Genomic DNA, 22,245 nt, shown 5'->3' with positions numbered 1-22,245 from the left:
ATCGCGATCTTGTTCTGCATGCGCATGGTTGTGGTCCTCGGGGTCAGGGAGCGAGATCGACGTCGGTCCGCTCGGGTGCCGGTGCGCGGCGCAGGGCGATGCTCGCCCGGCCCTTCACGAAGACGGCGCAGATGCACACCGCGGCGGGCATGAGCAGCGAGAGGAACACCTCGCGGTAGTTCATGCCCACGGCGACGAGGACGGTACCGGCGGCGGCCCCGGCGATGGCGCCGAAGCGCGCGATGCCGGTGGCCCAGCTCGTGCCGGTCGCACGGATCGACGTCGGGTAGAACCGCGCCGACAGGATCGGGAAGCCGGTGCCGACGGTGTTGGTGAACATGCCGAGCACGAAGATCAGCATGCCGATCACCAGCACGTCCTGAGGCGCGATCGCGATGAGCACGCACATGGCGGCGGCGCAGCCCATGGCGGCGATGACCGTGCGGTGCGGGCCGAACCGGTCCATCAGCCAGCCGATCGCGAGGTTGCCGACGGTGCCGCCGGCCTGCAGCAGCAGCCCGATCGTCGCGGCCGCGGTCAGCGAGAAGCCGACGTCGGTCATCAGGATCGGCAGCCAGCTGTTGGTGAGGTACACGATGAAGAACGCGGCGACGAACCCCGCCCAGATCCCGAACGTCCCGATCCGGAACCGCCGCGTCAGCAGACCGGCCACCCGCATCCGGGACTCGACAGGCGGCTCGTCCAGGACGAACCGGGTGCCGTCCGGGATCGGCTCCGCCACCATGCGCCGCACCAGCGCGACCAGCTCGCTGCTGCGCTCGGGCTGGCGGGCGAGGTACGTCGGCGACTCGGGCAGGTGCCGGTACACGACCACCGCGTACGCGATGGGCAGCACACCGCCGACGACGAGCGCCCAGTGCCAGCTCGCGAATTCGATGAGGGCGCTGGTCAGGTAGCCCGCGGCGCACCGCCGAGGGTCATCCCGCAGTAGGTCAGCGACATCATCGCGCTGCGCCGCCGCGCCGGGGCGTACTCCGACACCAGCGTCGTCGCGTTCGGCAGGGCGGCGCCCAGCCCGATGCCGGTGAGCACCCGCAGGATCGAGAACCACATGACGTCGGTGGTGAACGCCGTTGCGATGCTCATCAGGCCGAACCCGACCATCGAGGTCAGGATGACCGCGCGGCGGCCCACCCGGTCGGCGAGCGGACCCGCCACCAGTGAACCGATCGCGAGACCGAGCAGCCCACTGGTCACCACGGGCCCGAGTTCGGCCTTCGAGATACCCCAATCGTCGATCAGCGCCGGGTTGATGTAGGCGACCATCGCCACGTCGATCCCGTCGAGGGTCACCACACCGAAGCACAGCAGCAGCACGAGCCGCTGCAGGCGACCGACCTTGTTCCGGTCCATGACGGTGTGCAGGTCGACTCTCGTCATGTGCCCTCCGTCGGACAGATGGGGAACCCCGCAGCTCAGCGGGGATCGGAGGCCGGTTCGAGAACGAGGTCGAACTCGATCAGCCGGAACGGGTTGTCGACGCCGTGGCACGCGGCGCGCTCCGGGTCGTCGACCACGGTCACGGGCCGGATCAGCGACTCCTTCACCCCGAACACGGCGTCGGAGTCCAGGTACGGGCTGCCCTCGACGAACAGGTGCGTCACGACGGGCCGATGGCCCTCGGCCGCACCGATGAGGTGGATGTGCGCCGGGCGGTACGGGTGCCGGCCGGTGGCCGTGAGCAGCGCGCCGACCGGACCGTCCGTCGGGATCGGGTAGTACCGGGGCACCACCGTGCGCAGCCAGAACCGGCCGTCTGCGTCGGTGGTGAACAGCCCGCGCAGGTTGCGCTCGGGCTGCACGTCGGGCTGCTGGACGTCGTAGAAGCCGGCGCCGTTGGCCTGCCACACGTCGACCTGAGCCCCGGCGAGCGGGGTGCCGTCGGTGCTGCGGACCTGACCGGCGAGCACGCACGGGGGGCCGTTGCGGTCCAGCGAGATGTCCGCGCCCAGCTCGCGCGGCGGCGACTCGACCATGTGGAACGGGCCGAGCACGGTGGACTCGGTGGCGCCGCCGGACACGCGGTGGTTGATCGCGTCGACGAGCATCGACACCCCGAGCACGTCGGAGAGCAGGACGAACTCCTGGCGGGTGTCGTCGCACGTCTGCCCGACGCGGGTGAGGAAGTCGATCGCCGCGGCCCACTCCGCCTCGGTCGGCTCCACGTCGCGGACGAACGCGTGCAGGTGGTGCACGAGGCTCGTCATGATCTGCCGCAGCCGCGGATCGGGGGTGCCGGCGAAGCTCGCCCCCACGACGTCGGCCGAGGTCTCCTCGCTGAACGCGCCGGGGGTGACGGTGCTGCTGGTCATCGGTGCTCCACGGTCGTTTCCCAGTCGGGGGTCGGCAGGCCGGTCGCGGCGACCACGGCGGCGCCCGCGGCGTAGGCCAGTCGGGCGGCTTCCTCGGCCGGGTGCGCGTCCAGCTCGTCGGAGAAGACCTCCACGGTCACCGGCGCACGCACTCCGCGGTCGCGCAGCGCACGCAGCACGCCGGCGGTGTCGCCGGCGCCCTGCCCGGGCAGGATCCGGTGGTGGCGGCCCTCGTAGGTCAGGTCGGGGCCGGGTTCGGGCCGTACGTCGCACAGCTGCACGGCGACGATCGCCTCGGCCGGGACCGCGGCGAGATCGGCGACGCGGCCGCCGGAGCGGAACCAGTGCCAGAGATCGAACGTGATCCCGCCGTTGGGCCGGTCGGCCGCAGCCACGACCCGCCAGGCCTCGGCGAGGGTGCGGACGTGGCTGTAGGGCAGGAACTCGAACCCGACCAGCACACCGTGCTCCGCTGCCCGGTCGCACAGGCCCGCGAACGGCTCGACCAGCTCGTCGAGCGGGTGCGCGTCGAACATGGGGACGTTGAGGTGGCGTACTCCGATCCGGTCGGCGAGGCGGAACACCGCCTCCTCCACGGGGTCCTCCCCCAGCGACCAGTCCCAGGTGTGCTCCAGCTCCAGCACCCGTACGCCGTGGTGGTCGAGCAGGTCGCGGATGGCCTCGTCGGAGAGGCCGGCGTCGACGTAGTCGCAGAGGCGCAGCCCGATCCCGGCGAACCCGGCCGCGGCGGCCGCGCCGACGCGGGTGGGCAGGTCGGCGAAGCGCAGGGTGTTCGCGCTGCAGCCGAGGATCATGAGGCCACCTCCAGGTGCGAGCTGCCCGGGGTGGGCGAGCCGGCCAGCCACTTCGCGCCCTCCTCGTAGAGGCGCTCGACGGCTGCGCCGGTGAGCCCGGGCAGCCCGGTCTTCACCGTCATGCCGGCCTTCGTCTGCAGGTAGCCGAGGTGGCGGTAGCCGGTCGGGAACCGGGCCAGCAGCTCGGCGTCCAGCTCCAGGCGAGCGGCGGGATCGACCGGGTCGAGCCGGTCCTTCTCGTAGATCGGCTGGCGGCGCACGATCTTCCAGCCGTCCGGTTCGCGGCTGCAGAAGTCGTAGAACCGGCCGGTGCAGACCACGTCGACCAGCACGCCGTCGACGAGCGCCCGCTGGTTGATCGTCATCCTGGTCTGGCAGATCGCCCGGTCCTCGGCGACGTCGGCGGTGTGGCCACCGAGGAAGTGCAGGATCTCGACCCCGCGCTCGAACCCGGCCCGGCTCGCCGCGATGAACTCCGGCGCGGGACCCTGGAACCAGGTGGCCGACATCCAGCCGTCGGTGGGGTGCCAGACGGTCGCGAACCGGTCCCAGTCACCGGCGTCGCGCCACAGCGCCCAGTTCTCCACCAGCTCCCGCAGGTCCTGGCGGTCTTCTCGGTCGGTCGGCACGGGTGGCTACTCCTTGGCTCGATCGATGTGCGGGGATTTCGGTGGACGGGCCCGGCGGACGGGTTCAGTGGATGTACGGCGCGAGGTGGGTGCCGGCGGTGACGTGCAGCGTCTCCCCCGTGATGGCCCCGGCGGGCTCGGAGAGCAGGAAGGCGACGGCGTGCGCGACCTCGCGCGGTTCGACGAGCCTGCCCAGCGGGGACGCAGCGGCGAACCGCTCGGCGAACGCCTCGACGAACTCGGGATCACCCTTCGTGGCGTTCAGCGGGGTGCGCAGGAAGCTCGGGGCGACCACGTTCACCGTCACGCCGAGCGGCCCCAGCTCGCGGGCGGCCTGGCGGGTCAGCCCGACCAACCCCGCCTTGGCCGCGGCGTAGGCGGCCGAGGCGCCACCGCCCAGCCAGGTCCGCGAGCCGATGTTCACGATCCGGCCGCCGCCCGCCCGGCGGAACAGCGGGATGCAGTTCTTGATCATCAGGGCGGGCCCGGCGAGGTTGACGTCGAGCGTCTGCGCCCAGGTCGCCGGGTCGACCGTCTCCAGGGTGTGCGGGGGCTCGACGCCGGCGTTGTTGACCAGCGCGTCGACGCGTCCCCACTCCTGCTCGACCCGGGCGAGGGCGGTGCGGACGGACTCCTCGTCGGTCACGTCGACCGGCACCCCGAGCACGCCCAGCTCGCCGGCGACCTCCGGGGCGCCCTTGAGGTCGAGCAGCGCCACGCGGAACCCGTCGGCGTGCAGGACCTCGCCGATCGTGCGGCCCAGGCCGCCGGCGCCACCGGTGACGATCGCGACCCGCGCACTCACCGGAACTGCCGCCCAGTGGAAACGATCTCGCCAACCGTCATCGGAAGAACCTCCCTGTTCCCCGTCGTTCTCCGGTCGGGACCCGGAAATCCTGACGCCCGGCACCAGCGCGTACCAAGACTTCGTTGCCACTGAACGGCAGACGGGATACGGTCGGCGGCCGTGGCGGGACGGACCAAGAACCCCGGCCAGTCGGTGTCCCGGCGCCTGCTCGCCGTCCTCGACAGCTTCGACGTGGCCCATCCGGCGCTCACGCTCACCGAGATCGCGCGGCGCAGCGGGCTGCCGGTCTCCACGGCGCGGCGGCTGATCACCGAACTGCGCGAGTGGGGCGGGCTGGAACGGCTGGACGACGGCCGCTACCGCATCGGGATGCGGCTGTGGACGATCGGCACGCTGGCGCCGCAGCAGCGCGGGCTGCGCGCGGCCGCGCTGCCCTACATGCACGACCTCTACCAGGCCACGCAGGAGAACATCCAGCTCACCGTCCTGGACGGGACGTCGGCGCTGTGCATCGAGAAGATCTCCTCGGCCCGGGCCGTGCCGACGCTGACCCAGATCGGCGGGCGGCTGCCGCTGCACGCAACCGGGGTGGGCAAGGCGATCCTCGCGTTCTCCGGACCAGAGCTGCTCGCCGAGGTCGCGGCGGCCGGCCTGCCGCGGATGACGCCGAACACGATCACCCGCCCGGGCGTGCTGGCGGCCGCCCTGGCCGAGGTGCGGGCAACCGGGGTCGCGTACTCGTTCGAGGAGATGACGCTCGGCGCGGTCTCGGTGGCGGCACCGATCCTGCGGCTGGACGGATCGGTGCGCGCCGCGCTGGGCATCGTCGCGCACTCGCGCGCGGCCGTGGACCGGCTGGCCCCGGCGGTGCGCACGGCGGCGCTGGGGATCGCGCGCTCGGTGGGGTAGCCCGCTAGCCGTCGATGCGGACGTGGAAGGCCCGGATGTGGCGTTCGAGCCGGTCGGCGGCCAGCGGCGCGTCCCCGGCCTCGATCGCCTCGACGACGCCGCGGTGCTCGCGGCGCAGCTGGTCGCGCAGGGTGGGCCAGTCCGGCTCGGCGCGCATCCCGTCGAGCAGCGCGCCGCGCAGCGACTCGCGCACAGCGGCGGTCAGCTCCCCCACCAGCTGGTTGCCGGCGGACCCGGCGATCGCGACGTGCAGCTTCGTGTCGAGCTCACTGAACTCCTCGCGGCCGAGGTCGGCGTCCATGGCGGTGAGCAGCTCGCGCAGCCGGGCGATCGCCTCGGGATCGCGCCGCTCAGCGGCTGCGGCGGCGCTGGCGCGCTCCAGCAGCACGCGGGCCCCGGTGAGATCGGCGGCGGGGAACGAGCTGACGGCGAGGTGCAGTCGCAGCACCCGGGACAGCGCGTGTGCGGGGGCCGGGACGATCACCGTGCCCGCGTCGCTGCCCGTGCCCTGGCGCGACCGCACGATGCCCAGCGCCTGCAGCACCCGCAGGGCCTCGCGGACCGCCTGACGGCTGGCGCCGAGCAGCGCGGCGAGCTCCCGCTCGGGCGGCAGCCGGTCGCCGGGGCCGAGCGCACCGGAGACGAGCTGCTCCTCGATCTTCTCGATGACGAGCTCGTAGGTCGCGACCCGCTCGACGGGGCCCCACTTCGGTGCTGCCATCACCACCGCCTCATGGACGGGAGTCTATCCATGACCTATGGTCGGACCATAGGCGCGCGCCGGGCGCGCCGGGGCGGAGGATGCTCGTGGCCGTCGGCCTGCTCGTCACCTGCCTGAACGACGTGCTCTACCCGGAGACCGGGAAGGCGGTGGTCACGCTGCTGCGCCGGCTCGGCGTGGAGGTCACCTTCCCGGCCGGGCAGACCTGCTGCGGCCAGCCGATGGTCAACACCGGCTACCTCGACGAGGCGGTGCCGCTGGTGCGCCGGCACGTCGAGGCGTTCGCCGGGTGCGAGGCGATCGTCGTGCCGTCGGGTTCGTGCGCCGGCTCGGTGCGCCACCAGCACCGGATCGTCGCGCGCCGATCGGGTGATCCGGGGCTGGTGCGAGCGGTGGAGGAGTCGCCGCCGGTGTACGAGCTGTCGGAGTACCTGGTCGACGTGCTGGGCGTCGTCGACGTCGGCGCGTACTTCCCGCACCGGGTCACCTACCACCCGACCTGCCACTCGCTGCGCATGCTCGGCGTGGGTGACCGGCCGCTGGCACTGTTGCGGGCGGTGCGCGGACTCACCCTGTGCGAGCTGCCGGCGGCGCAGGAGTGCTGCGGGTTCGGCGGCACGTTCGCGGTGAAGAACCCCGACACGTCGGTGGCGATGGGCGCGGACAAGGCCCGGCACGTGCGGGAGTCCGGCGCGGAGGTGCTCGTCGCCGGTGACAACTCGTGCCTGACCCACATCGGCGGGCTGCTGTCGCGGCAGCGGGCGGGGGTGCGGGTCATGCACATAGCAGAGGTGCTCGCCGCCACCGAGACCCCCGCCGCTCTCGCCGACCCGGCCGCGGAGGTGGCCCGATGAGCCGCACGTTCCTGGGCACGCCCGCGTTCCCGGAGGCCGCCCGCAGCGCGCTGGCGAACACCCAGCTGCGGCGCAACCTCGCGCACGCGACCAGCACGATCCGCGCCAAGCGGGCCGCCGTCGTCGGGGAGGTGGCCGAGTGGGAACGGCTGCGCCGGGCCGGGGCCGCGCTGAAGGACCGCACGCTGCGCCACCTCGACACCTACCTGCAGCAGCTGGAGGAGTCGCTGACCCGCGCGGGTGCGACCGTGCACTGGGCCCGCGACGCGGCCGAGGCCAACCGGATCGTCGTCGACGTCGCCCGCCGGCACGGCACCGACGAGGTCGTCAAGGTCAAGTCGATGGTCACCGCGGAGATCGGGCTCAACGACGCGCTGGCCGCGGCGGGCATCACCGCGTGGGAGACCGACCTGGCAGAGCTGATCGTGCAGCTCGGCGACGACCTGCCCAGCCACATCCTCGTCCCGGCGATCCACCGCAACCGCTCCGAGGTGCGGGAGATCTTCCTGCGTGAGATGGGCCGCTACGGCCGGCCCGCCCCGGCGGATCTCTCCGACGTCCCCGCCGAGCTGGCCGCGGCCGCCCGCGCGCACCTGCGGGAGAAGTTCCTCCGCTCCCGCGTCGCGGTGTCCGGGGCGAACTTCGCCGTCGCCGAGACCGGCACGCTCGCCGTCGTCGAGAGCGAGGGCAACGGCCGCATGTGCCTGACCCTCCCGGAGGTGCTGATCAGCGTCGTCGGCATCGAGAAGCTGGTGCCCACCTGGGCCGACCTGGAGGTGTTCCTGCAGCTGCTGCCGCGCTCGTCCACCGGGGAGCGGATGAACCCGTACACGTCGCTGTGGACCGGCGTCACCCCCGGCGACGGCCCGCAGGAAGTGCACGTGGTGCTGCTGGACAACGGCCGCACCCAGGTGCTGGCCGACGAGGTGGGCCGTCAGGCGCTGCGCTGCATCCGCTGCTCGGCGTGCCTGAACGTCTGCCCCGTCTACGAGCGCACCGGGGGGCACAGCTACGGCTCGGTCTACCCCGGCCCGATCGGCGCGATCCTGACCCCGATGCTGCGCGGCGTCGGTGCCGATGCCCAGGTCGACTCGCTGCCCTACGCGTCCAGCCTGTGCGGGGCCTGCTTCGAGGTGTGCCCGGTGCGCATCGACATCCCCGAGGTGCTGGTCCACCTGCGCGCCGAGGTCGTCGACTCCCACCGCGGCCACCCGTCCGCGCAGAACGCGGCGATGGCCGCAGCGGCCTGGACCCTCGGCGACGCCCGCCGCACCTCCGTCGCCGAACGCGTCGCCTGCGCCGTCGGGAAGCTGCTGCGCCGCACCCGGCGCCGCGCCCCCGGCGGCCGCGCCACCCTCGGTGCCCTGCCCGGCCCGGCCGCCCGCTGGGCCGACGCCCGCGACGTCCCCATCCCCGCGCCCGAATCGTTCCGCGCCTGGTGGGCCCGCACCGACGGCGGACGGACGGAGCAGCAGTGAGCGCCCGCGACGAGATCCTGGGCCGCATCCGCGCCGCCCTGCGCGACGTGCCCGCCACCGAGACCCCCGCCGACATCGCCGTCGACCGCCCCGCCCCCGCCGCTGCGAGCCCCGCTGACGTCGACACGTTCGTCGAACGGGTCGCCGACTACCGCGCCCGCGTCGTCCGCTGCACCCCCGACGAGCTGGCCGCGCACATCGCCGCCGAGTGCACCGGCCGGGTCCTCGTGCCCGCCGACCTGCCCACCGAGCTGTGGCCCGCCGGCGCGGTCCCCGACCACGCCCTGCCCGTCACCGAACTCGACGACGTCGACGCCGTCCTGACCACCGCCGCGCTCGGCATCGCCGAGACCGGCACCATCGTGCTCGACCACGACCCCGGCCAGGGCCGTCGCGCCGCCACCCTCGTCCCGGACCGGCACGTCTGCATCGTCCGCGCCGACCAGGTGGTGCCCGACGTCCCCTCGGCGATCGCGAAGCTGGATCCCACCCGGCCACAGACGTGGATCAGCGGTCCGAGCGCCACCAGCGACATCGAGCTCGACCGCGTCGAGGGTGTGCACGGACCACGGAACCTGGTGGTTCTGCTCCTCGGGTGACGTTGCTCCACCCCGGCTATCTGGCGAGGACAACGCCCGCGGGCAGTTTTGTCTGCCGTGTCCATCGGTCATGGTGATGCGCGACGGCAATGTGACGAGCGCAACCGCGGAAGCCCGGGTGACTGCGATTCACCAGTTCAAGGAGGAACTTCATGGCTGAAGTGCTGGCCGAAGGCTACAACGTCTTCGACACCAGTAAGTCGCCCAGCGGGACGGTGAAGTACTTGGCGTCACCGGCCGACGTGATCGCGCTGATCCAATCGGGCAAGCTCAAGGAGCACATCCTGCTGGTCCGCGGTGGCACGACTACGTTCCTGGCGCCCGCCCTCTCGATGGGCGCGATCGGCGTGATCACGATGTCCGGCGCGCCGGAGTCGCACCTGGGCATCCTCTCGCGGGAGTTCCAGACGCCCTGCGTGATGACCGCCCACCTGACGAGCAGCGAATCCCGGTACGTCGTCGGGAACACCCCGGAGGCGCACTTCGAGGAGATCGCGAAGACCCTCGACGGCCGCAAGGTCCGCCTCGACTGCACCGACCACGAGATCGGCCGCGTCCTGGCCGACGACTGACGTACGAGCCCGAACCCTCAGCGACCCCGACAGGAGCACGAGTCAGTGACGACCACCGAGGGCAAGCGCGCGACCTACAAGCAGCGGTACGAGCCCGACGACGACGGCCTGCGCTTCCAGGAGCTCACCTACACCGGCAACTTCGTCGGAATGGATCCCGTCACCGACGGGATCAAGGGCGACAAGATGATGCGGGCCCGGGCGAAGAGCCGGGTCCTGGAAAAGGTGTCCAAGGAGGACGTCCTCCGCGACGAGTTCACCATCGACGAGCTCAACGACCTCAACAACTACCTGGCGTGGAACATCTGGGACGTGCTGGTCATGCGCGCCACCGAGGGCGTGAGCGGCATGATCCCCCGCCAGGAGTACGAGATCCTGGCCTTCATGCACGAGTTCTACCGGTGGCCGGAGATCCTGCGCATGACGACCGACGAGGTCGGCGGCGCACAGGGGGTCATGGACATCGGGGCGACTGCGCGGCGCGAGATCGGCACGAAGATCAATTCGGTGCACGACTGGTGCATCGGCGCCGTCGGGTTCGGCATGGGCCGGTGCGGTCTGCTCGCACTCGAGGCGATCGGCCCGGACGACTACATCGAGGAATCCAACATCATCCTCAAGTTCATGCAGCGGGTGCTGTGGGGCAAGCGCCAGGACGGCTACATCCTCAATTCCCAGGACCGCTACCGCTGCCGGATCCACGAGCCCGAGCTGCTCTCCCAGATCACCTCGCAGCTGGAACCGCTCGACGAGGGCGGCCCGGCGCACGCGAAGTTCACGCAGTTCAACGCGGCCGCGGAGCTGCTGTCGTTCCTCGACCACTACGACTGCCGGCTCGGCCTGGGCGACACCGGCCCGTACGAGCTGCCGGACGGCCAGCTGTTGATCCTGCGCGACCTGTTCGTCAACGAGGAGATCTTCCACTGGAGCGACGTCTGCGACGACGCCGGTCTCCCGCACTGCTACACGCTGGCCTTCACCATCGACCCGGAGAAGATGGGCCTCGCCGAGATCCGGGTCAACGACATCTCCACGACGTTCACCCGCCCGAAGAACTACATCGAGGCGATCACGAGCGGAGCGGTGTTCGCCCGGGAGAAGTGGAACACCCCGATGGGTGAGGTGTACCCGATCACGGTCGCCGAGCTCGACAAGCACCTCGAGAAGGTGCAGACCGCGACGCTGAAGCTCTACTCCAAGACGTCGCGGATGTGCCGGCGCGACCTGATCTGGAACGGCCAGTACGTCTACTACATCGACATGATCCTCCCGCACCTGCGGCTGGCCGGAACCTACGAGAAGGCCTGCCGCGACTACGACCTGTGGGAGATCGACCAGCGGGTCGCGAACTACTACTACGAGATCACCAAGCGCGGGTTCGCGCAGGAGACGGTGCCCAGCAAGATCTTCTCCGGCTCGGGTTACCTGCCGTTCTCCGAGAACGCCGACCGCAGGCGCTCGAAGTACCGCTGGCTGTAACGGCCTGCCGGCACCACTCTCGGACGTCCACACCGGGCGGCGCGGGCCTCCGCGCCGCCCGGTCCTGCGAAAGGGCAGAAGTGACCGAAGGGTTGGACAAGACCGACTACGACGTGCTCAACGCCGTCGCGCTGAAGAAGATGGCCTCCGCGGACGCGATCGCGGACGCCATCGGCGGGGACCCGCAGCAGGTGGCGGAGCGCCTGCAAGGGCTCGCCGGACGCGGCCTCGTCGTCGAGGCGGGCGGCTCCGCCCTGCCGACCGACGAGGCAGAACCCGCGCTGCGCGCCGCCGCCGACCAGCTCTACGCCCCGGTGCGCGCCGACCGGACCGTCGGCGAGCTGGTCGAGCGCTTCGAGACCACCAACTCCCAGTTCCTCACCACGATGTCGGCGTGGCAGCAGGTCGACGTCGGCGGCCGCAAGGTCGCCAACGACCACTCCGACGCCGAGTACGACGGCAAGATCATCGATCGGTTGGACAAGCTGATCGCCCGGCTGACCCCGCTGCTGGACGTGCTCGCCACCCACGATCCGCGCTTCTCCGCCTACCCGCGGCGGTTCCGCACCGCGCTCGCCGGCGTGGACGCCGGGCGAACCGAGCTGGTGTCCTCCCCCACCGTCGACTCGATCCACAACATCTGGTTCGAGTTCCACGAGGACCTGCTGCGCACGCTGGGCCGGGAGCGCGAGGAATGATTCGCGCGACGCTCACCTTCGCCGAGGCCGATCCGGCCGACGTCGACCGGCTGGGCGGCAAGGGTGCGGGGCTTGCCCGGCTCACCCAGCTGGGCCTGCGGGTGCCGCCCGGCTACGTCATCGCCACCGACGCCTGCCGCCACTACCTGCAGGTCGGCGGGCTGCCCGAAGGCTTGGCCGACGAGGTGTTCACCCGCCTGGAGGAGCTGGAGCGGGCGAGCGGCAAGGCGTTCGGCTCCGGGCCCGTACCGCTGCTGCTCTCGGTGCGGTCCGGCGCCCCGATCTCCATGCCGGGGATGATGGACACGATCCTCAACCTCGGCATCGACCGCCGCGCCGCCGTCGCGCTCGCGCAGGCGACCGGCGACGTGCGGTTCGTCGCCGACGTGGTCCGCCGCTTCCACGCGATGTACGCCGAGACCGTGCTCGGAGCGCTCGATCCCGGGCAGGGCCTGGAGGTGCTCGCGGCTGCGGTCGGGCCGGACGACGACCCGGGTGAGGTCTACGACCGGATCTGGGCGGCGTGCGAGAAGCAGCTGCAGGACGACTGCGGCGAGTCGGTGCCCGACGATCCGCGGGCGCAGCTGCTCGGCGCCGTCGAGGCCGTGTTCCGCTCGTGGAACACCCGCCGGGCCCGCACCTACCGGGACTTCCACGGCATTCCGCACGACCTGGGCACGGCCGTCGTCGTGCAGTCGATGGTGTTCGGCAACCTGTCCGCCGACTCCGGGTCCGGGGTGGTGTTCACCCGCAACCCGGTCACCGGCGCGCCGGGCCTGTTCGGCGAGTACCTCGCGCACAGCCAGGGTGAGGACGTCGTGGCCGGCATCCGCACGCCCGACCCGGTTGCCGAGGCGCTGCCCGCCCCCCTGCTGGAGGAGCTGCGCACCACCTGCGCCGAGCTGGAGCGCACGTACGGCGACGTGCTCGACATCGAGTTCACCGTCGAGCGCTCCACCCTGTACTTCCTGCAGGTCCGCAGCGCGAAGCGGACCGCGGAGGCGGCCGTCCGCATCGCCGCCGACCTCGCCGGCGAGGGCACGATCGCGCCGGCGGCCGCGCTGCGCATGGTCACCGCCGAGCAGGTGCGCCAGGTCCAGCGGCCCGGGTTCGCCGACGACGACGTCGCCGAGGCGCGCGCGGCGGGCAGGCTGCTGACCACGGGGATCGGCGCGTGCCCCGGGCAGGTGAGCGGCAAGCTGGTCCTCGACTCCGACCGGGCCAAGGAGCGTGCCGAGGCCGGTGAGGCGGTGATCCTCGCGCGGCCCGTGACGAGCCCGGCCGACCTGCACGGCATGATCGCGGCGGAGGGCATCGTCACCGCCACCGGCGGCTCGACCAGTCACGCCGCTGTCGTCGCGCGCGCGCTCGGCACCACGTGCGTGGTGGGGGCGTCCGCGCTGGTCGTCGACGAGCGGGCGCGCACCCTGGTCGTCGGGGACCGCGTGCTCCCCGAGGGCAGCGAGGTCTCCCTCGACGGCGCCACCGGCGAACTGTTCGAGGGTGCGTTCCCCGTGGCGACACCGGCCGCGGCCACCGCGGCGCTCGACGGGCTGCTGCGCATCGCCCGCAGGAGCGGCGACAGCACGGTGCTGGCCCGGGTGACGCTTCCCGCCGACGTGGCCCCGGCGCTCGCCGCGGGCGCGGACGGACTGGTCACCGCCGTCGACGACGTCCTCGCCGCGACCGGGCACATCGACGGGCTCGTGCAGAGCTTGCTCGACGGGGCCGACGACATGTCGGCCGCCGCGTTCGACCGGATCGCCGAGCTCGTCGAGGAGGAGTTCACGCCGCTGCTGGCCGCAGCGGGCGGCGCCGAGGTGGGCATCCGGGCGATCGACCTGGTCGCCGACGAGGCCCGCGAGCTGCTGCAGCAGACAGCGGTGACCACCCGGCACCCGGCGCTGTCGGTGCCGCTGGGCAGGCCCGCGCTCGTCGCGGCGCAGCTGCGGGGCCTCGCCGCCGCCGCGGCCGCGGCCGGGGGCGCGGCGCGGCCGCACCTCGCGCTGCGGCACGTCTCCGACCCGGCCGAGGCGCGCGCCCTGCGCGAGTTGGCCGCGGAGTCCGGGGTGCCGGTGGGCGCGTACGTGACGAGCCCGCGCGGCGTGCACCACGTCGCGGAGATCGCCGCAGCGGGGGACGTGCTGTGGCTGGAGCTGCGCGCGCTGCAGGCGGCGGTGTTCGGGCTGCCGGCGCGGCAGCTGCTCACCGCGGAGCCGCTGGACGACTACCTAGCCCGCGGCCTGCTGACCTGCGACCCCCGGAGCAGCGTGGACCCGGCGGTCGTCGGCCTGCTGGAACGGGTGGCCGCGGTGCGGTCGTGCCCGCTCGGGCTGCGCCTGTCCGGCACGGTGTCGCAGGAGACGGCGGCGCAGCTGCACGCGCTCGGGTTCCGCCGGTTCGCGGTCGACGCCGCGGAGACGCGCCCCCTCGTCCTCGCCCTGGGCCGGGCAGCGGCGGGGTGAGCGGGTGACCGGGGCCGCCGTCGCTGTACAGCGCGGCGGCCCCTGGGCCTCTGCGAGGGAACACGAGAGGGAACACGAACGGCCCGTTCGTGAGCGATGCTTGCTCACGAAGGGCCGTTCGTCGCTGTTCGCGCTCGGCTAGCCGGCGGGTTCGGTGCAGCGCTCGCGCAGGCGCGCGATGGCCTCGGCCGGGATGCCCCGCTCGGCGGCCCAGCCCTCCGCACCCCCGTGGTCGCGTTCGAGGGCGTCGAGGAACCCGGTGATCGAGTGCTCGTGGGTCTCGTAGAGCTCTGGCGGCACGGCCGCCATGTGCGCCGCGTAGTGCGGCCAGCCACGCATCCGCTCGACGATCCGCGGCATGTTGGCGTCGGTGGCGAGGTAGTCGGCGACGATCTCGCCGCGGTCCACTCCGAGCAGGCTCAGCAGGAGCGCGACGACCAGGCCGGTGCGGTCCTTGCCGGCGGCGCAGTGCACGAGGACCGGGCGCCCGGCGACCGCGGCGAGCATCTGCACGAGCATCGGCAGCGCCGACGTCGGCGACCGCAGGTGGTCCAGGTAGAAGATCAGTGTCTGCTCGCGCGGCGGGTGCTGGGACGCCTCGGGCGCCTCGGCCAGCGGCACGTTCAGGTACGTCACCGTGGTCTCGGCGAGGAGACCGCGGCCCTGCGCGACCGCCTCGCCGCCGCGGCGCAGATCGACGACGAGCTCGATGCCGACCTCGTCGACGAGGTACCGGACGTCGTCGGGGGTGAGCGCCTGCAGCGTGTCGGAGCGGTGCAGCAGGCCGTGGCGCACCCGGCGGCCGTCGGCGCAGTGCAGCCCACCCAGGTCGCGGAAGTTGTACGCGCCGACCAGGCCGCGCACCGGACGGGGCTCAGCCACCGCAGGTCCTTCGAATCGCGCTCAGCAGCTCGCCCCCGGCCACCGGACCGGCTCCTGCGAGCTGCGCCGGCTGCGGGACCGGCGGCGCCGGCGCGCAGGCCACGAGCACGTCGGCACGGGCGGCGGTGCGCCGCCGCCGGCGCCGAGCTGCGGCCGCCGCGCGCACCGCGGCGAGCGGATCGGGCTCGGGCGCGGACTCGTGCTCGACGGTGGGTGCCGCAGGCGCGGCGGGCAGGGCACAGGCCCCGCCCACAGGGTCCGCGGCCGCGTCGCCGAGCAGGTGCGCGAGCAGCTCCTGCGGCCACAGCGCGACGAACTCCGCGCCCGCCGCGGTGAGCTCCTCGACGGTGTGCATGCCCCATGCGACGCCGACGACGCGGATCCCGGTGGCCAGCGCGTCCCGCACGTCGCCCGCGGTGTCGGTGACCAGCACGGTGCTGGCCGGGTCGGGCGTCAACGGGCGGCCGGCCTCGTCGTAGTCGGCCGAGCAGCGCCGCCCGTACCCGTTGGCGGGCTCGGCGAGGAACGCGCGGATGGCGGTGCGCTTGTCGGGGATGACGTCGCCGCCGTAGACGTGGGCGAAGCAGAACGCCAGGTCGTTGGCGACGAGGACGCGGCGCAGCACCTGCATCGCGTTCGACGACATCACCGCCAGCGTGGCGCTCGCAGCCAGCCGTCGCACCACCGCGGCCATGCCGGGCACGAGCGGCGGGGTGTACTCGGTCCGCAGCAGGCGCAGGAACTCCTCCTTGACCTCCGCGGCCTGCTGCTCGTCGCGGCACAGCTCGGCGATCGAGGTGTAGATGTTGCCGTTGAACAACGCGAAGTACTGCTCCGGGTCGTCCACGCCGAGCCCGTAGCGGCGGCTGATCTTCTCGAAGACCTCCCACGACGCGATGCGGGTCTGCACCAGCGTGCCGTCGAGGTCGAACACGACCGCCCGGACAGGTGGGCGAGCGGGCGGGGTCATCGCGTCAGCTCCCGGTGTGCAGCCTGTGGTAGACGTCGCCGAGCTCTCCCATCCCGATGAAGTCCATGCACTCGCCGTAGCCGGTCTGCCCGTCGTGCGTCCAGCGCAGCAAGCAGTTGTGCCCGACGACGCCGGGCTGGGACTGCCACGGGAACGCGGTGAGCGCGGTGCCGCTGAACTCCCAGATGCGCCCGGACTTGTCGGCGACCTCGATCTGGATCTTCTCGGGGTAGAACCCGCGCCGCTCGGTGACCCCCTTGCCGGAGGCGAGACCGATGACCTCGCCGTGGTCGAGCACGTATCCGTGGGTCATCTGGATCGGCGACGGGGCATCGGGGCCGTTCTCGGTGGTGAAGTCGAACAGCCCGTGCACGGCGAAGTCAGGCGAGAAGTGCGCGTGCATCCACGACAGCCGCGAGGTCTGCCGCTCGGCGCGCACGCCCCAGCTGTGGTCCATGGTGGACACGCAGTCGATCGGGGTGGTCACCCCGCGCAGGCGGATCTCGCCCTCGAAGCGGCAGGTCATGTCGAAGTGCCCGGCGTAGGCGTGGCCCCACGTCTTGCTCATGTCGCGGTCGGCCGCGAGCGGGTCCATCGCCGGGTCGTTGATGTCGTACGGCTCCATCAGCGCCGTGCAGCGGAACCGGATCTCCAGGTCGGCCGCCGGGTCGGTGTAGGCGACGTCCCACACCTTGTTCGGGTCGGAGCAGACCACCTTGAGCCCGTTCGCCAGCTCGTAGTCGAGCAGATTCGACGGCTGCGGCACGACGAGGTGCTCCCACGCGTCCCAGTAGTCGGCCACCCAGGGCACGGTCACCCTGCGGCTGTTGACCGAGACCGTGGAGCCGACGACGCCGAGCGGTTCCCGGAACAGGGCGTAGATGCCGATGTTCATCGGCCGGTCGGTGTCCTGACCTGCGTAGAGGCCGAAGTAGTTCGTCTCGGCCCACAACGGGTCGTCGCTGGTGGGCTGGTGGAACTGCGCGTCCTCGGGCCGGATCACCCTGCACCTCCTCGTGGCCGGACCGCCCGGGGGCGGGAGGTCCCGTGCCGCCACGATGCCGTTCCGCACGCACGTGACTCCAGTGCGACGAAGGACAACCGATCCCGGAGACGTTGTCCCTTCGGGATAAGGCTCGGCGGGTCCGGCCGCTCCTACTGTCCGATCCGGCGGATCCCGCCGTGAACCACACACCGATGGAGGTGACCGGGCGTGCAGCTGGCGAAGGTGCTCGGTCAGGTCGTCTCCACCGCCAAGGAGCCCGGGCTCGACCGGTTCAGCCTGCTGCTGGTGCAGGACGCCCTCGACACCGACCCCGAGCAGACCAGCGGCCCCGCCTACGTGGCTGTGGACGTGGTCGGCGCGGGAGTCGGCGAGGTCGTTCTGGTGGCCGCGGGAGGGGCCGCCCGGGTCGCCGCAGGCGCCGATGTCCCGACCGATCGGGCGGTCGTCGCCATCGCCGACACCGTGGTCCGCGACGGCACCGTCAGCTACCGCAAGTGATGAGCGCTCTCCGGCAGGGCGCGACCACCGACCCCGGTACCGATACGGAGGACAAGATGGCTGCGACTACTCCAGCGGCGGCCGCACCCGCGCTGCGCGGGGCACTCGGCCTGATCGAGACCAAGGGCCTCGTCGGGGCGATCGAGGCCGCCGACGCGATGGTCAAGGCCGCGAACGTGCAGATCCTCGGCCACCGCGAGATCGGCGGCGGCCTGGTCACCGTGATGGTGCGCGGTGACGTCGGTGCGGTGAAGGCCGCCACCGACGCGGGTGCCGTCGCGGCCGGCAAGGCGGGCGAGGTCGTGTCCGTGCACGTGATCCCCCGACCGCACGACGAGACCGAGGGCATCCTCGCGGCCCTGACCCGACCCAAGGCCTGACGCTCGATGACCGCGACGCTGGACGCCGACCTCGCCGGGCTCGCCGATGTCCGTGCCAAGGCACGCGCGGCGCGCCGGGCGTTCGAGGCGCTCGACGGCGCCGACCAGGACACGCTCGACCACTACGTGCGCGCGATGGCGCGGGCCGGGACCAATGCCGCCGAGGAGCTCGCGCGCATGGCGGTCGACGAGACCGGGTACGGCGTCTACGAGCACAAGATCTACAAGAACCGCTACAACACCGGTTTCGTCGCGCGGTGGATGCTGCAGCGCCGGGCGATCGGGGTGCTGTGGGTCGACGAGGCGGCCCGGGTCACCGCGATCGGCAGCCCGATGGGGGTCATCGCGGGGATCATCCCCGTCACCAACCCCACGTCGACGACGCTGTTCAAGAGCCTCGCCGCGGTGAAGTCGGGCAACGCGATCGTGCACGCCCCGCACCCGCGGGCGGCCCGGTGCACCCACCGGGCCGCGGAGATCATGGCCGAGGCCGCAGTGGCCGCAGGCGCGCCCGAGGGGCTGATCTCCTGCCTGGAGAACCCCACCCTGTCGGCCACGCAGGAGCTGATGCGCCGCCCGGAGATCGCACTGGTGCTGGCCACCGGCGGACCGGGCATGGTGCGCGCCGCGTACTCCAGCGGGAAGCCGACCATCGCGGTCGGGGCGGGCAACGTGCCGGCCTACGTCGGCGCCAGCGTGCCCGACCCGGCCGAGGCCGCCGAGATGATCATCACCTCGAAGTCGTTCGACAACGGCACCGCGTGCGTGGCGGAGCAGTCGATCGTGGTGGCGGACGCCGCCGCCGACGCCTTCCTGTCCGCGTTCACCGAGCGCGGCGCGTACTGGATGGACGAGGCGCAGCAGGACGCGCTGATCCACGTGCTGTTCGACGAGCGCGGCGCGCTGCGGCCGGCGAACGTCGGGCAGACGGCGGTGCGGCTGGCCGAGCTGGCGGGCTTCTCCGTCCCGGCCGGCACCCGAGTGCTGGCCTGCGAGTTGGACAGCGTCGGCGTCGACACCCCGCTGTCGCGGGAGGTGCTCGGCCCGGTGCTGTCGGTCTACCGGGTCCGCGACGCCGCGGAGGGCTGGGCCCGCTGCCGGGAGATCCTCGCCCTCGACGGCGAGGGCCACACCACGGCCGTGCACGCAGCCGATCCCGAGGAGATCGCCCCGTTCGCGACGCTGCCCGCCGGCCGCATCGTGATCAACACCCCGGCGCTGTTCGGCGGGATGGGCTTCTCGACCGAGGTGGACCCGTCGTTCCAACTGGGCACGGGCACGTGGAGCGGCTCGATCTGCTCCGACAACGTCACACCCATGCACCTGATCAACATCAAGCGGGTGGCGCACGAGGTCCGGCCGTGGCGCACGATCTACGACCCGGTGGAGATCCCGTGATCACGACGGTGCCCGACGTCCGGGAGCTGCTGGAGGAGGCCGCCGCGGTGGCCTCCGGTGCGCGCGACGGCGGCCCGCGCCCGCTCACCGGCGGGCCGCTTCAGGTCGGGGTCGACCTGGGCACCGCCAGCTGCGTGCTGGTCGTCCTCGACGCGGGCCGGCCCGTCTGGGTCGGCGCCCATCCCTCCGGCGCGCTGCGCGACGGTGTGGTCGTCGACTTCGCCGAGGCCCGCGCGACCGTGACCCGGCTGCGGGAAGCGGCCGAGGCCGCGCTCGGCGTCGAGCTGGTCAGTGCCGCCACGGCGTACCCTCCGTGCATCCCCGTCGCCGACGCCCGCGCCTGCACGTTCGTCTGCGAGGGCGCGGGTTTCGCCGAAGTCGCGCTGGTGGACGAGGTCAGCGCGGCGCACGCGGCGCTGGGCATCACCGACGGGGCCGTCGTCGACGTCGGCGGCGGATCGACCGGCGTCGGGGTCTTCCGCGACGGCGTCCTGACCCGGCTCGACGACCGGCCCGGCGGCGGCCACCACCTCGACCTCGTGCTCGCCGGTGCGCTCGGCATCCCCGTCGAGGAGGCCGAGCCCTACAAGCGCACCCATCCGCGCGAGAGCCTCCCGATCCTCGTGCCCGGGCTGCAGAAGATCGCGGAGAACGTCCGCGACCTCACCCGCGGCGACGAGGACCTGCCCCTGCACCTCGCGGGCGGAGCCCTCATGGTCCCCGGCGCCGATGACGTGCTGGCGTCCTACCTGGAGCGAACCGTCGTGACCTACCCGCACGCCCTGCTCATCACCCCGCTCGGGATCGCGAGGTGCGCGCCGTGACCACCGCGTCGAGCCACACGCCGACCCTGCGCACCTACGCGTTCATCGACCGGATGCAGCCGCAGTGCGCCGCGCACATCGCCGCGACCAGCCCGGGTGACGTCCCGCTGGCCGGCATGGCCGAGCTCTACATCGAGATGGCGCCGGGCAACGAGGTGTTCCGCGCCGCGGACATCGCGCTGAAGGCGGCCGGCGTGCGACCCGCGCTGCAGATCATCGAACGCGAGTTCGGCCTGCTGGAGATCCACTCCGAGCAGCAGGCCGAGGTGCTCGCGTCCGGCCGGGCGATCCTCGATGAGCTCGGCATGACCGAGACCGACCGGATCCGCCCGACGATCGCGTCCACGCAGTTCATCACCAACGTGCACCCCTACCAGGCACAGCTGCTCAACAAGTGGCGCAAGGGCTCGATGCTCATGCCCGGGCAGAGCCTGTTCGTCATGGAGGTCGCACCGGCGGCCTACATCTCGATCGCCGCGAACGAGGCGGAGAAGGCCGCCAGCATCACCGTGATCGAGCTGCGCGCCGTCGGCCGGTTCGGGCGCATGTTCCTGTCCGGCACCGAGAGCGAGGTGCAGAGCGCTCGCGACGCTGCCGTCGCCGCACTGGAGGGGATCGAGGGGCGGGAGGACCGGCGATGACCGTGGTGGGAGCCGCCGCGGTGGACGCCGCCACCGGCGGTGTCCTGCACGTGGGCGCCCGCGACGTGGTGACCCCGCTGGCCCGCGAGCGGGCACGGGAGCTCGGCGTCGAGATCGTGGTCGGGTCACCGGTCCGCGCGACTCCGCCTCCGCCCGCACCCACGCCTCAGCCCGCAGCACCCACGCCCGCCCCGCCGCGGGCACTCGCCCCGCCGGCGCCGGAACCGCCCGCCGCACCGGACGCTGCGGTGATCACGGCCGAGCTGTTCCGCAAGCTCGGTCCCCCGGCGCCACCGATGTCGCCGCCGTCCGGAGCGCTGTTCCGCCGCAACGCCCGGCTGTCCACCCCCGCGCCGGCGGGCACCGGCCGGGTGGTCGTGGTCGGGGCGGGCCAGGTCGGCACGATCGCCGCGCTGCGCCTGGCCGACGCCGACGTGTTCGACGAGGTCGTGCTGGTCGACGTCGACCAGGGCCGGGCCGCCGGTGTGGCGTTGGACCTCACGCACACCGCGGCGCTGTCCGGCTTCGGCACGCGCGTGCGCGGCGTCGGCTCCGTCGAGGAGGCGGGCCCGGCGGACTACGTGATCATCACGGCCGGCCGGCCGCGGCAGCCGGGGATGAGCCGGTCCGACCTGATCAGCACGAACGCCGCCGTCGTCGGCGACATCGCCAAGCGGGTCGCCGCCACCGCGCCGGACGCGGTGATCGTCGTCGTCACCAACCCGCTCGACGAGATGACCCAGCACGCGTGGCGGGTCTCCGGGTTCCCGGCGCACCGGGTGCTCGGCATGGCCGGGGTGCTGGACACGGCCCGATTCCAGGCACTCGCCGGGGCGGCCGTCGGGATGCGCGCCGACCGGGTGTCCGCGTGGGCGCTGGGCAGCCACGGAGACGAGATGGTCATCCCGCTGTCGCAGGCCCGCGCCGCAGGTACGGAGCTCGCCGGGCCCGCGGTGGAGGCGGCGGTCGACCGCGCCCGCAACTCGGGTGCAGAGGTGGTGGGACTGCTGCGCACCGGCAGCGCGTTCCTCGCCCCCGGCACCTCCGCCGCGCGCATGGTGCTCGCGATGGCCGCCGACCGCGGCGAGGTCATGCCCGCGGCCGTCCTCGCCGACGGCACCTACGGCATCCGCGACGTCTACGTCGGCCTGCCCGCCCGGCTCGGCCGCACGGGCGTCCGCGAGATCGTCGAGCTGGACCTGTCCCCCGCCGAGCTGGCCGCGCTGCGCGAGGCCGCGGAGCGCATCCGCATCCGCGTGGCCGACCTGGAGGCGGTCCCGGCATGA

At 72.8% G+C, this 22,245-nt stretch carries 24 protein-coding genes; 14 read left to right on the top strand and 10 right to left on the bottom strand.

Annotated elements, in window-relative coordinates:
- Window positions 1-43 precede the first annotated feature (43 nt).
- The 6 genes from BUE41_RS31520 to BUE41_RS26560 all read right to left on the bottom strand — a co-directional run bounded on the left by BUE41_RS31520 (window position 44) and on the right by BUE41_RS26560 (window position 4,582).
- Window positions 44-898 carry an MFS transporter gene (locus BUE41_RS31520; protein ID WP_327194788.1) on the bottom strand — a complete coding sequence of 285 codons (855 nt, stop codon included), beginning with the start codon at window positions 896-898 and terminating at the stop codon, window positions 44-46.
- An 11-nt stretch (window positions 899-909) separates the two neighbouring features.
- A complete protein-coding gene (locus BUE41_RS32555) occupies window positions 910-1,401 on the bottom strand; it encodes an MFS transporter (RefSeq protein WP_200804118.1) in 492 nt (163 codons plus the stop codon).
- Between the two features lie 35 nt (window positions 1,402-1,436).
- Window positions 1,437-2,333 (bottom strand): intradiol ring-cleavage dioxygenase, encoded by an 897-nt coding sequence (locus BUE41_RS26575; protein WP_073460062.1) that lies wholly within the window; start codon window positions 2,331-2,333, stop codon window positions 1,437-1,439.
- Entirely contained in the window at window positions 2,330-3,148 is an 819-nt protein-coding gene (locus BUE41_RS26570) for a sugar phosphate isomerase/epimerase family protein (RefSeq protein WP_073460061.1), read from the bottom strand. The genes BUE41_RS26575 and BUE41_RS26570 overlap by 4 nt, the downstream gene beginning before the upstream one ends.
- Entirely contained in the window at window positions 3,145-3,777 is a 633-nt protein-coding gene (locus BUE41_RS26565; RefSeq protein WP_073460060.1) for a nuclear transport factor 2 family protein, read from the bottom strand. The genes BUE41_RS26570 and BUE41_RS26565 overlap by 4 nt, the downstream gene beginning before the upstream one ends.
- Before the next feature lie 64 nt (window positions 3,778-3,841).
- Window positions 3,842-4,582: an SDR family NAD(P)-dependent oxidoreductase gene (locus tag BUE41_RS26560; RefSeq protein WP_073460059.1), complete on the bottom strand. Its 741-nt coding sequence runs from the start codon at window positions 4,580-4,582 to the stop codon at window positions 3,842-3,844.
- A gap of 162 nt (window positions 4,583-4,744) precedes the next feature.
- Between BUE41_RS26560 and BUE41_RS26555 the strand changes: the two genes are divergently transcribed.
- Window positions 4,745-5,494, top strand: a complete 750-nt coding sequence (locus BUE41_RS26555; protein ID WP_073460058.1) for an IclR family transcriptional regulator — start codon at window positions 4,745-4,747, stop codon at window positions 5,492-5,494.
- 4 nt (window positions 5,495-5,498) lie between these two features.
- Here BUE41_RS26555 and BUE41_RS26550 read toward each other — a convergent pair whose 3' ends face one another.
- A complete protein-coding gene (locus BUE41_RS26550) occupies window positions 5,499-6,215 on the bottom strand; it encodes a FadR/GntR family transcriptional regulator (protein WP_073460090.1) in 717 nt (238 codons plus the stop codon).
- An 86-nt stretch (window positions 6,216-6,301) separates the two neighbouring features.
- On the opposite strand from BUE41_RS26550, the gene BUE41_RS26545 reads away from it, so the two are divergent.
- The 7 genes from BUE41_RS26545 to BUE41_RS26515 all read left to right on the top strand — a co-directional run bounded on the left by BUE41_RS26545 (window position 6,302) and on the right by BUE41_RS26515 (window position 14,360).
- Complete coding sequence (locus BUE41_RS26545; RefSeq protein ID WP_268794555.1) at window positions 6,302-7,069, top strand: (Fe-S)-binding protein; 768 nt, start codon at window positions 6,302-6,304, stop codon at window positions 7,067-7,069.
- Complete coding sequence (locus BUE41_RS26540) at window positions 7,066-8,547, top strand: lactate utilization protein B (RefSeq protein ID WP_073460056.1); 1,482 nt, start codon at window positions 7,066-7,068, stop codon at window positions 8,545-8,547. Before BUE41_RS26545 ends, BUE41_RS26540 begins: the two co-directional genes overlap by 4 nt.
- Window positions 8,544-9,146: a LutC/YkgG family protein gene (locus tag BUE41_RS26535; protein WP_073460055.1), complete on the top strand. Its 603-nt coding sequence runs from the start codon at window positions 8,544-8,546 to the stop codon at window positions 9,144-9,146. Before BUE41_RS26540 ends, BUE41_RS26535 begins: the two co-directional genes overlap by 4 nt.
- Before the next feature lie 152 nt (window positions 9,147-9,298).
- Window positions 9,299-9,718, top strand: coding sequence for a PEP-utilizing enzyme (locus BUE41_RS26530; RefSeq protein ID WP_073460054.1), 420 nt, complete (start codon window positions 9,299-9,301; stop codon window positions 9,716-9,718).
- Window positions 9,719-9,763: 45 nt separating this feature from the next.
- The gene (locus BUE41_RS26525) at window positions 9,764-11,197 is read left to right on the top strand and encodes a hypothetical protein (RefSeq protein ID WP_073460053.1); all 1,434 of its coding nucleotides are present in this window, start codon (window positions 9,764-9,766) and stop codon (window positions 11,195-11,197) included.
- Window positions 11,198-11,277: 80 nt separating this feature from the next.
- Window positions 11,278-11,895 (top strand): hypothetical protein, encoded by a 618-nt coding sequence (locus tag BUE41_RS26520; protein ID WP_084755915.1) that lies wholly within the window; start codon window positions 11,278-11,280, stop codon window positions 11,893-11,895.
- Window positions 11,892-14,360 (top strand): pyruvate, phosphate dikinase, encoded by a 2,469-nt coding sequence (locus BUE41_RS26515; protein WP_073460052.1) that lies wholly within the window; start codon window positions 11,892-11,894, stop codon window positions 14,358-14,360. Before BUE41_RS26520 ends, BUE41_RS26515 begins: the two co-directional genes overlap by 4 nt.
- Before the next feature lie 138 nt (window positions 14,361-14,498).
- Here BUE41_RS26515 and BUE41_RS26510 read toward each other — a convergent pair whose 3' ends face one another.
- The 3 genes from BUE41_RS26510 to BUE41_RS26500 are packed head-to-tail and all read right to left on the bottom strand — an operon-like array spanning window position 14,499 to window position 17,215.
- Window positions 14,499-15,242 (bottom strand): tyrosine-protein phosphatase, encoded by a 744-nt coding sequence (locus tag BUE41_RS26510; protein ID WP_073460051.1) that lies wholly within the window; start codon window positions 15,240-15,242, stop codon window positions 14,499-14,501.
- Complete coding sequence (locus BUE41_RS26505; RefSeq protein WP_073460050.1) at window positions 15,235-16,212, bottom strand: HAD family hydrolase; 978 nt, start codon at window positions 16,210-16,212, stop codon at window positions 15,235-15,237. Before BUE41_RS26505 ends, BUE41_RS26510 begins: the two co-directional genes overlap by 8 nt.
- 4 nt (window positions 16,213-16,216) lie before the next feature.
- Window positions 16,217-17,215: a DUF7064 domain-containing protein gene (locus tag BUE41_RS26500; protein ID WP_073460049.1), complete on the bottom strand. Its 999-nt coding sequence runs from the start codon at window positions 17,213-17,215 to the stop codon at window positions 16,217-16,219.
- A 210-nt stretch (window positions 17,216-17,425) separates the two neighbouring features.
- Between BUE41_RS26500 and BUE41_RS26495 the strand changes: the two genes are divergently transcribed.
- Genes BUE41_RS26495 through BUE41_RS26470 form a run of 6 tightly spaced genes read left to right on the top strand, consistent with a single transcriptional unit; the run spans window position 17,426 to window position 22,245 of the window.
- Entirely contained in the window at window positions 17,426-17,716 is a 291-nt protein-coding gene (locus tag BUE41_RS26495) for a EutN/CcmL family microcompartment protein (protein WP_073460048.1), read from the top strand.
- 56 nt (window positions 17,717-17,772) lie between these two features.
- A complete protein-coding gene (locus BUE41_RS26490; protein ID WP_073460088.1) occupies window positions 17,773-18,096 on the top strand; it encodes a BMC domain-containing protein in 324 nt (107 codons plus the stop codon).
- A gap of 6 nt (window positions 18,097-18,102) precedes the next feature.
- Window positions 18,103-19,494, top strand: coding sequence for an aldehyde dehydrogenase family protein (locus BUE41_RS26485; RefSeq protein WP_073460047.1), 1,392 nt, complete (start codon window positions 18,103-18,105; stop codon window positions 19,492-19,494).
- The gene (gene eutJ / locus BUE41_RS26480; RefSeq protein ID WP_143172369.1) at window positions 19,491-20,318 is read left to right on the top strand and encodes an ethanolamine utilization protein EutJ; all 828 of its coding nucleotides are present in this window, start codon (window positions 19,491-19,493) and stop codon (window positions 20,316-20,318) included. Before BUE41_RS26485 ends, eutJ begins: the two co-directional genes overlap by 4 nt.
- On the top strand, window positions 20,315-20,959 hold the full coding sequence (locus tag BUE41_RS26475; protein WP_234997596.1) for a BMC domain-containing protein: 645 nt from the start codon (window positions 20,315-20,317) through the stop codon (window positions 20,957-20,959). Before eutJ ends, BUE41_RS26475 begins: the two co-directional genes overlap by 4 nt.
- Window positions 20,956-22,245 (top strand): malate dehydrogenase, encoded by a 1,290-nt coding sequence (locus BUE41_RS26470; protein ID WP_084755911.1) that lies wholly within the window; start codon window positions 20,956-20,958, stop codon window positions 22,243-22,245. The genes BUE41_RS26475 and BUE41_RS26470 overlap by 4 nt, the downstream gene beginning before the upstream one ends.

Origin of the sequence: Pseudonocardia thermophila (assembly GCF_900142365.1) — a bacterium.
Classification (GTDB): Bacteria; Actinomycetota; Actinomycetes; order Mycobacteriales; family Pseudonocardiaceae; genus Pseudonocardia; species Pseudonocardia thermophila.
Note: the sequence above shows the minus strand (reverse complement) of the source record. Positions and strands in the feature narration are given on the sequence as shown.

Coding starts and splice junctions, on each gene's coding strand:
- BUE41_RS26485 (WP_073460047.1), top strand. CDS start 18,103: ATGACCGCGACGCTGGACGCCGACCTCGCCGGGCTCGCCGATGTCCGT.
- BUE41_RS26575 (WP_073460062.1), bottom strand. CDS start 2,333: ATGACCAGCAGCACCGTCACCCCCGGCGCGTTCAGCGAGGAGACCTCG.
- BUE41_RS32555 (WP_200804118.1), bottom strand. CDS start 1,401: ATGACGAGAGTCGACCTGCACACCGTCATGGACCGGAACAAGGTCGGT.
- BUE41_RS26530 (WP_073460054.1), top strand. CDS start 9,299: ATGGCTGAAGTGCTGGCCGAAGGCTACAACGTCTTCGACACCAGTAAG.
- BUE41_RS26550 (WP_073460090.1), bottom strand. CDS start 6,215: ATGGCAGCACCGAAGTGGGGCCCCGTCGAGCGGGTCGCGACCTACGAG.
- BUE41_RS26490 (WP_073460088.1), top strand. CDS start 17,773: ATGGCTGCGACTACTCCAGCGGCGGCCGCACCCGCGCTGCGCGGGGCA.
- BUE41_RS26515 (WP_073460052.1), top strand. CDS start 11,892: ATGATTCGCGCGACGCTCACCTTCGCCGAGGCCGATCCGGCCGACGTC.
- BUE41_RS26540 (WP_073460056.1), top strand. CDS start 7,066: ATGAGCCGCACGTTCCTGGGCACGCCCGCGTTCCCGGAGGCCGCCCGC.
- BUE41_RS26505 (WP_073460050.1), bottom strand. CDS start 16,212: ATGACCCCGCCCGCTCGCCCACCTGTCCGGGCGGTCGTGTTCGACCTC.
- BUE41_RS26470 (WP_084755911.1), top strand. CDS start 20,956: ATGACCGTGGTGGGAGCCGCCGCGGTGGACGCCGCCACCGGCGGTGTC.
- BUE41_RS26570 (WP_073460061.1), bottom strand. CDS start 3,148: ATGATCCTCGGCTGCAGCGCGAACACCCTGCGCTTCGCCGACCTGCCC.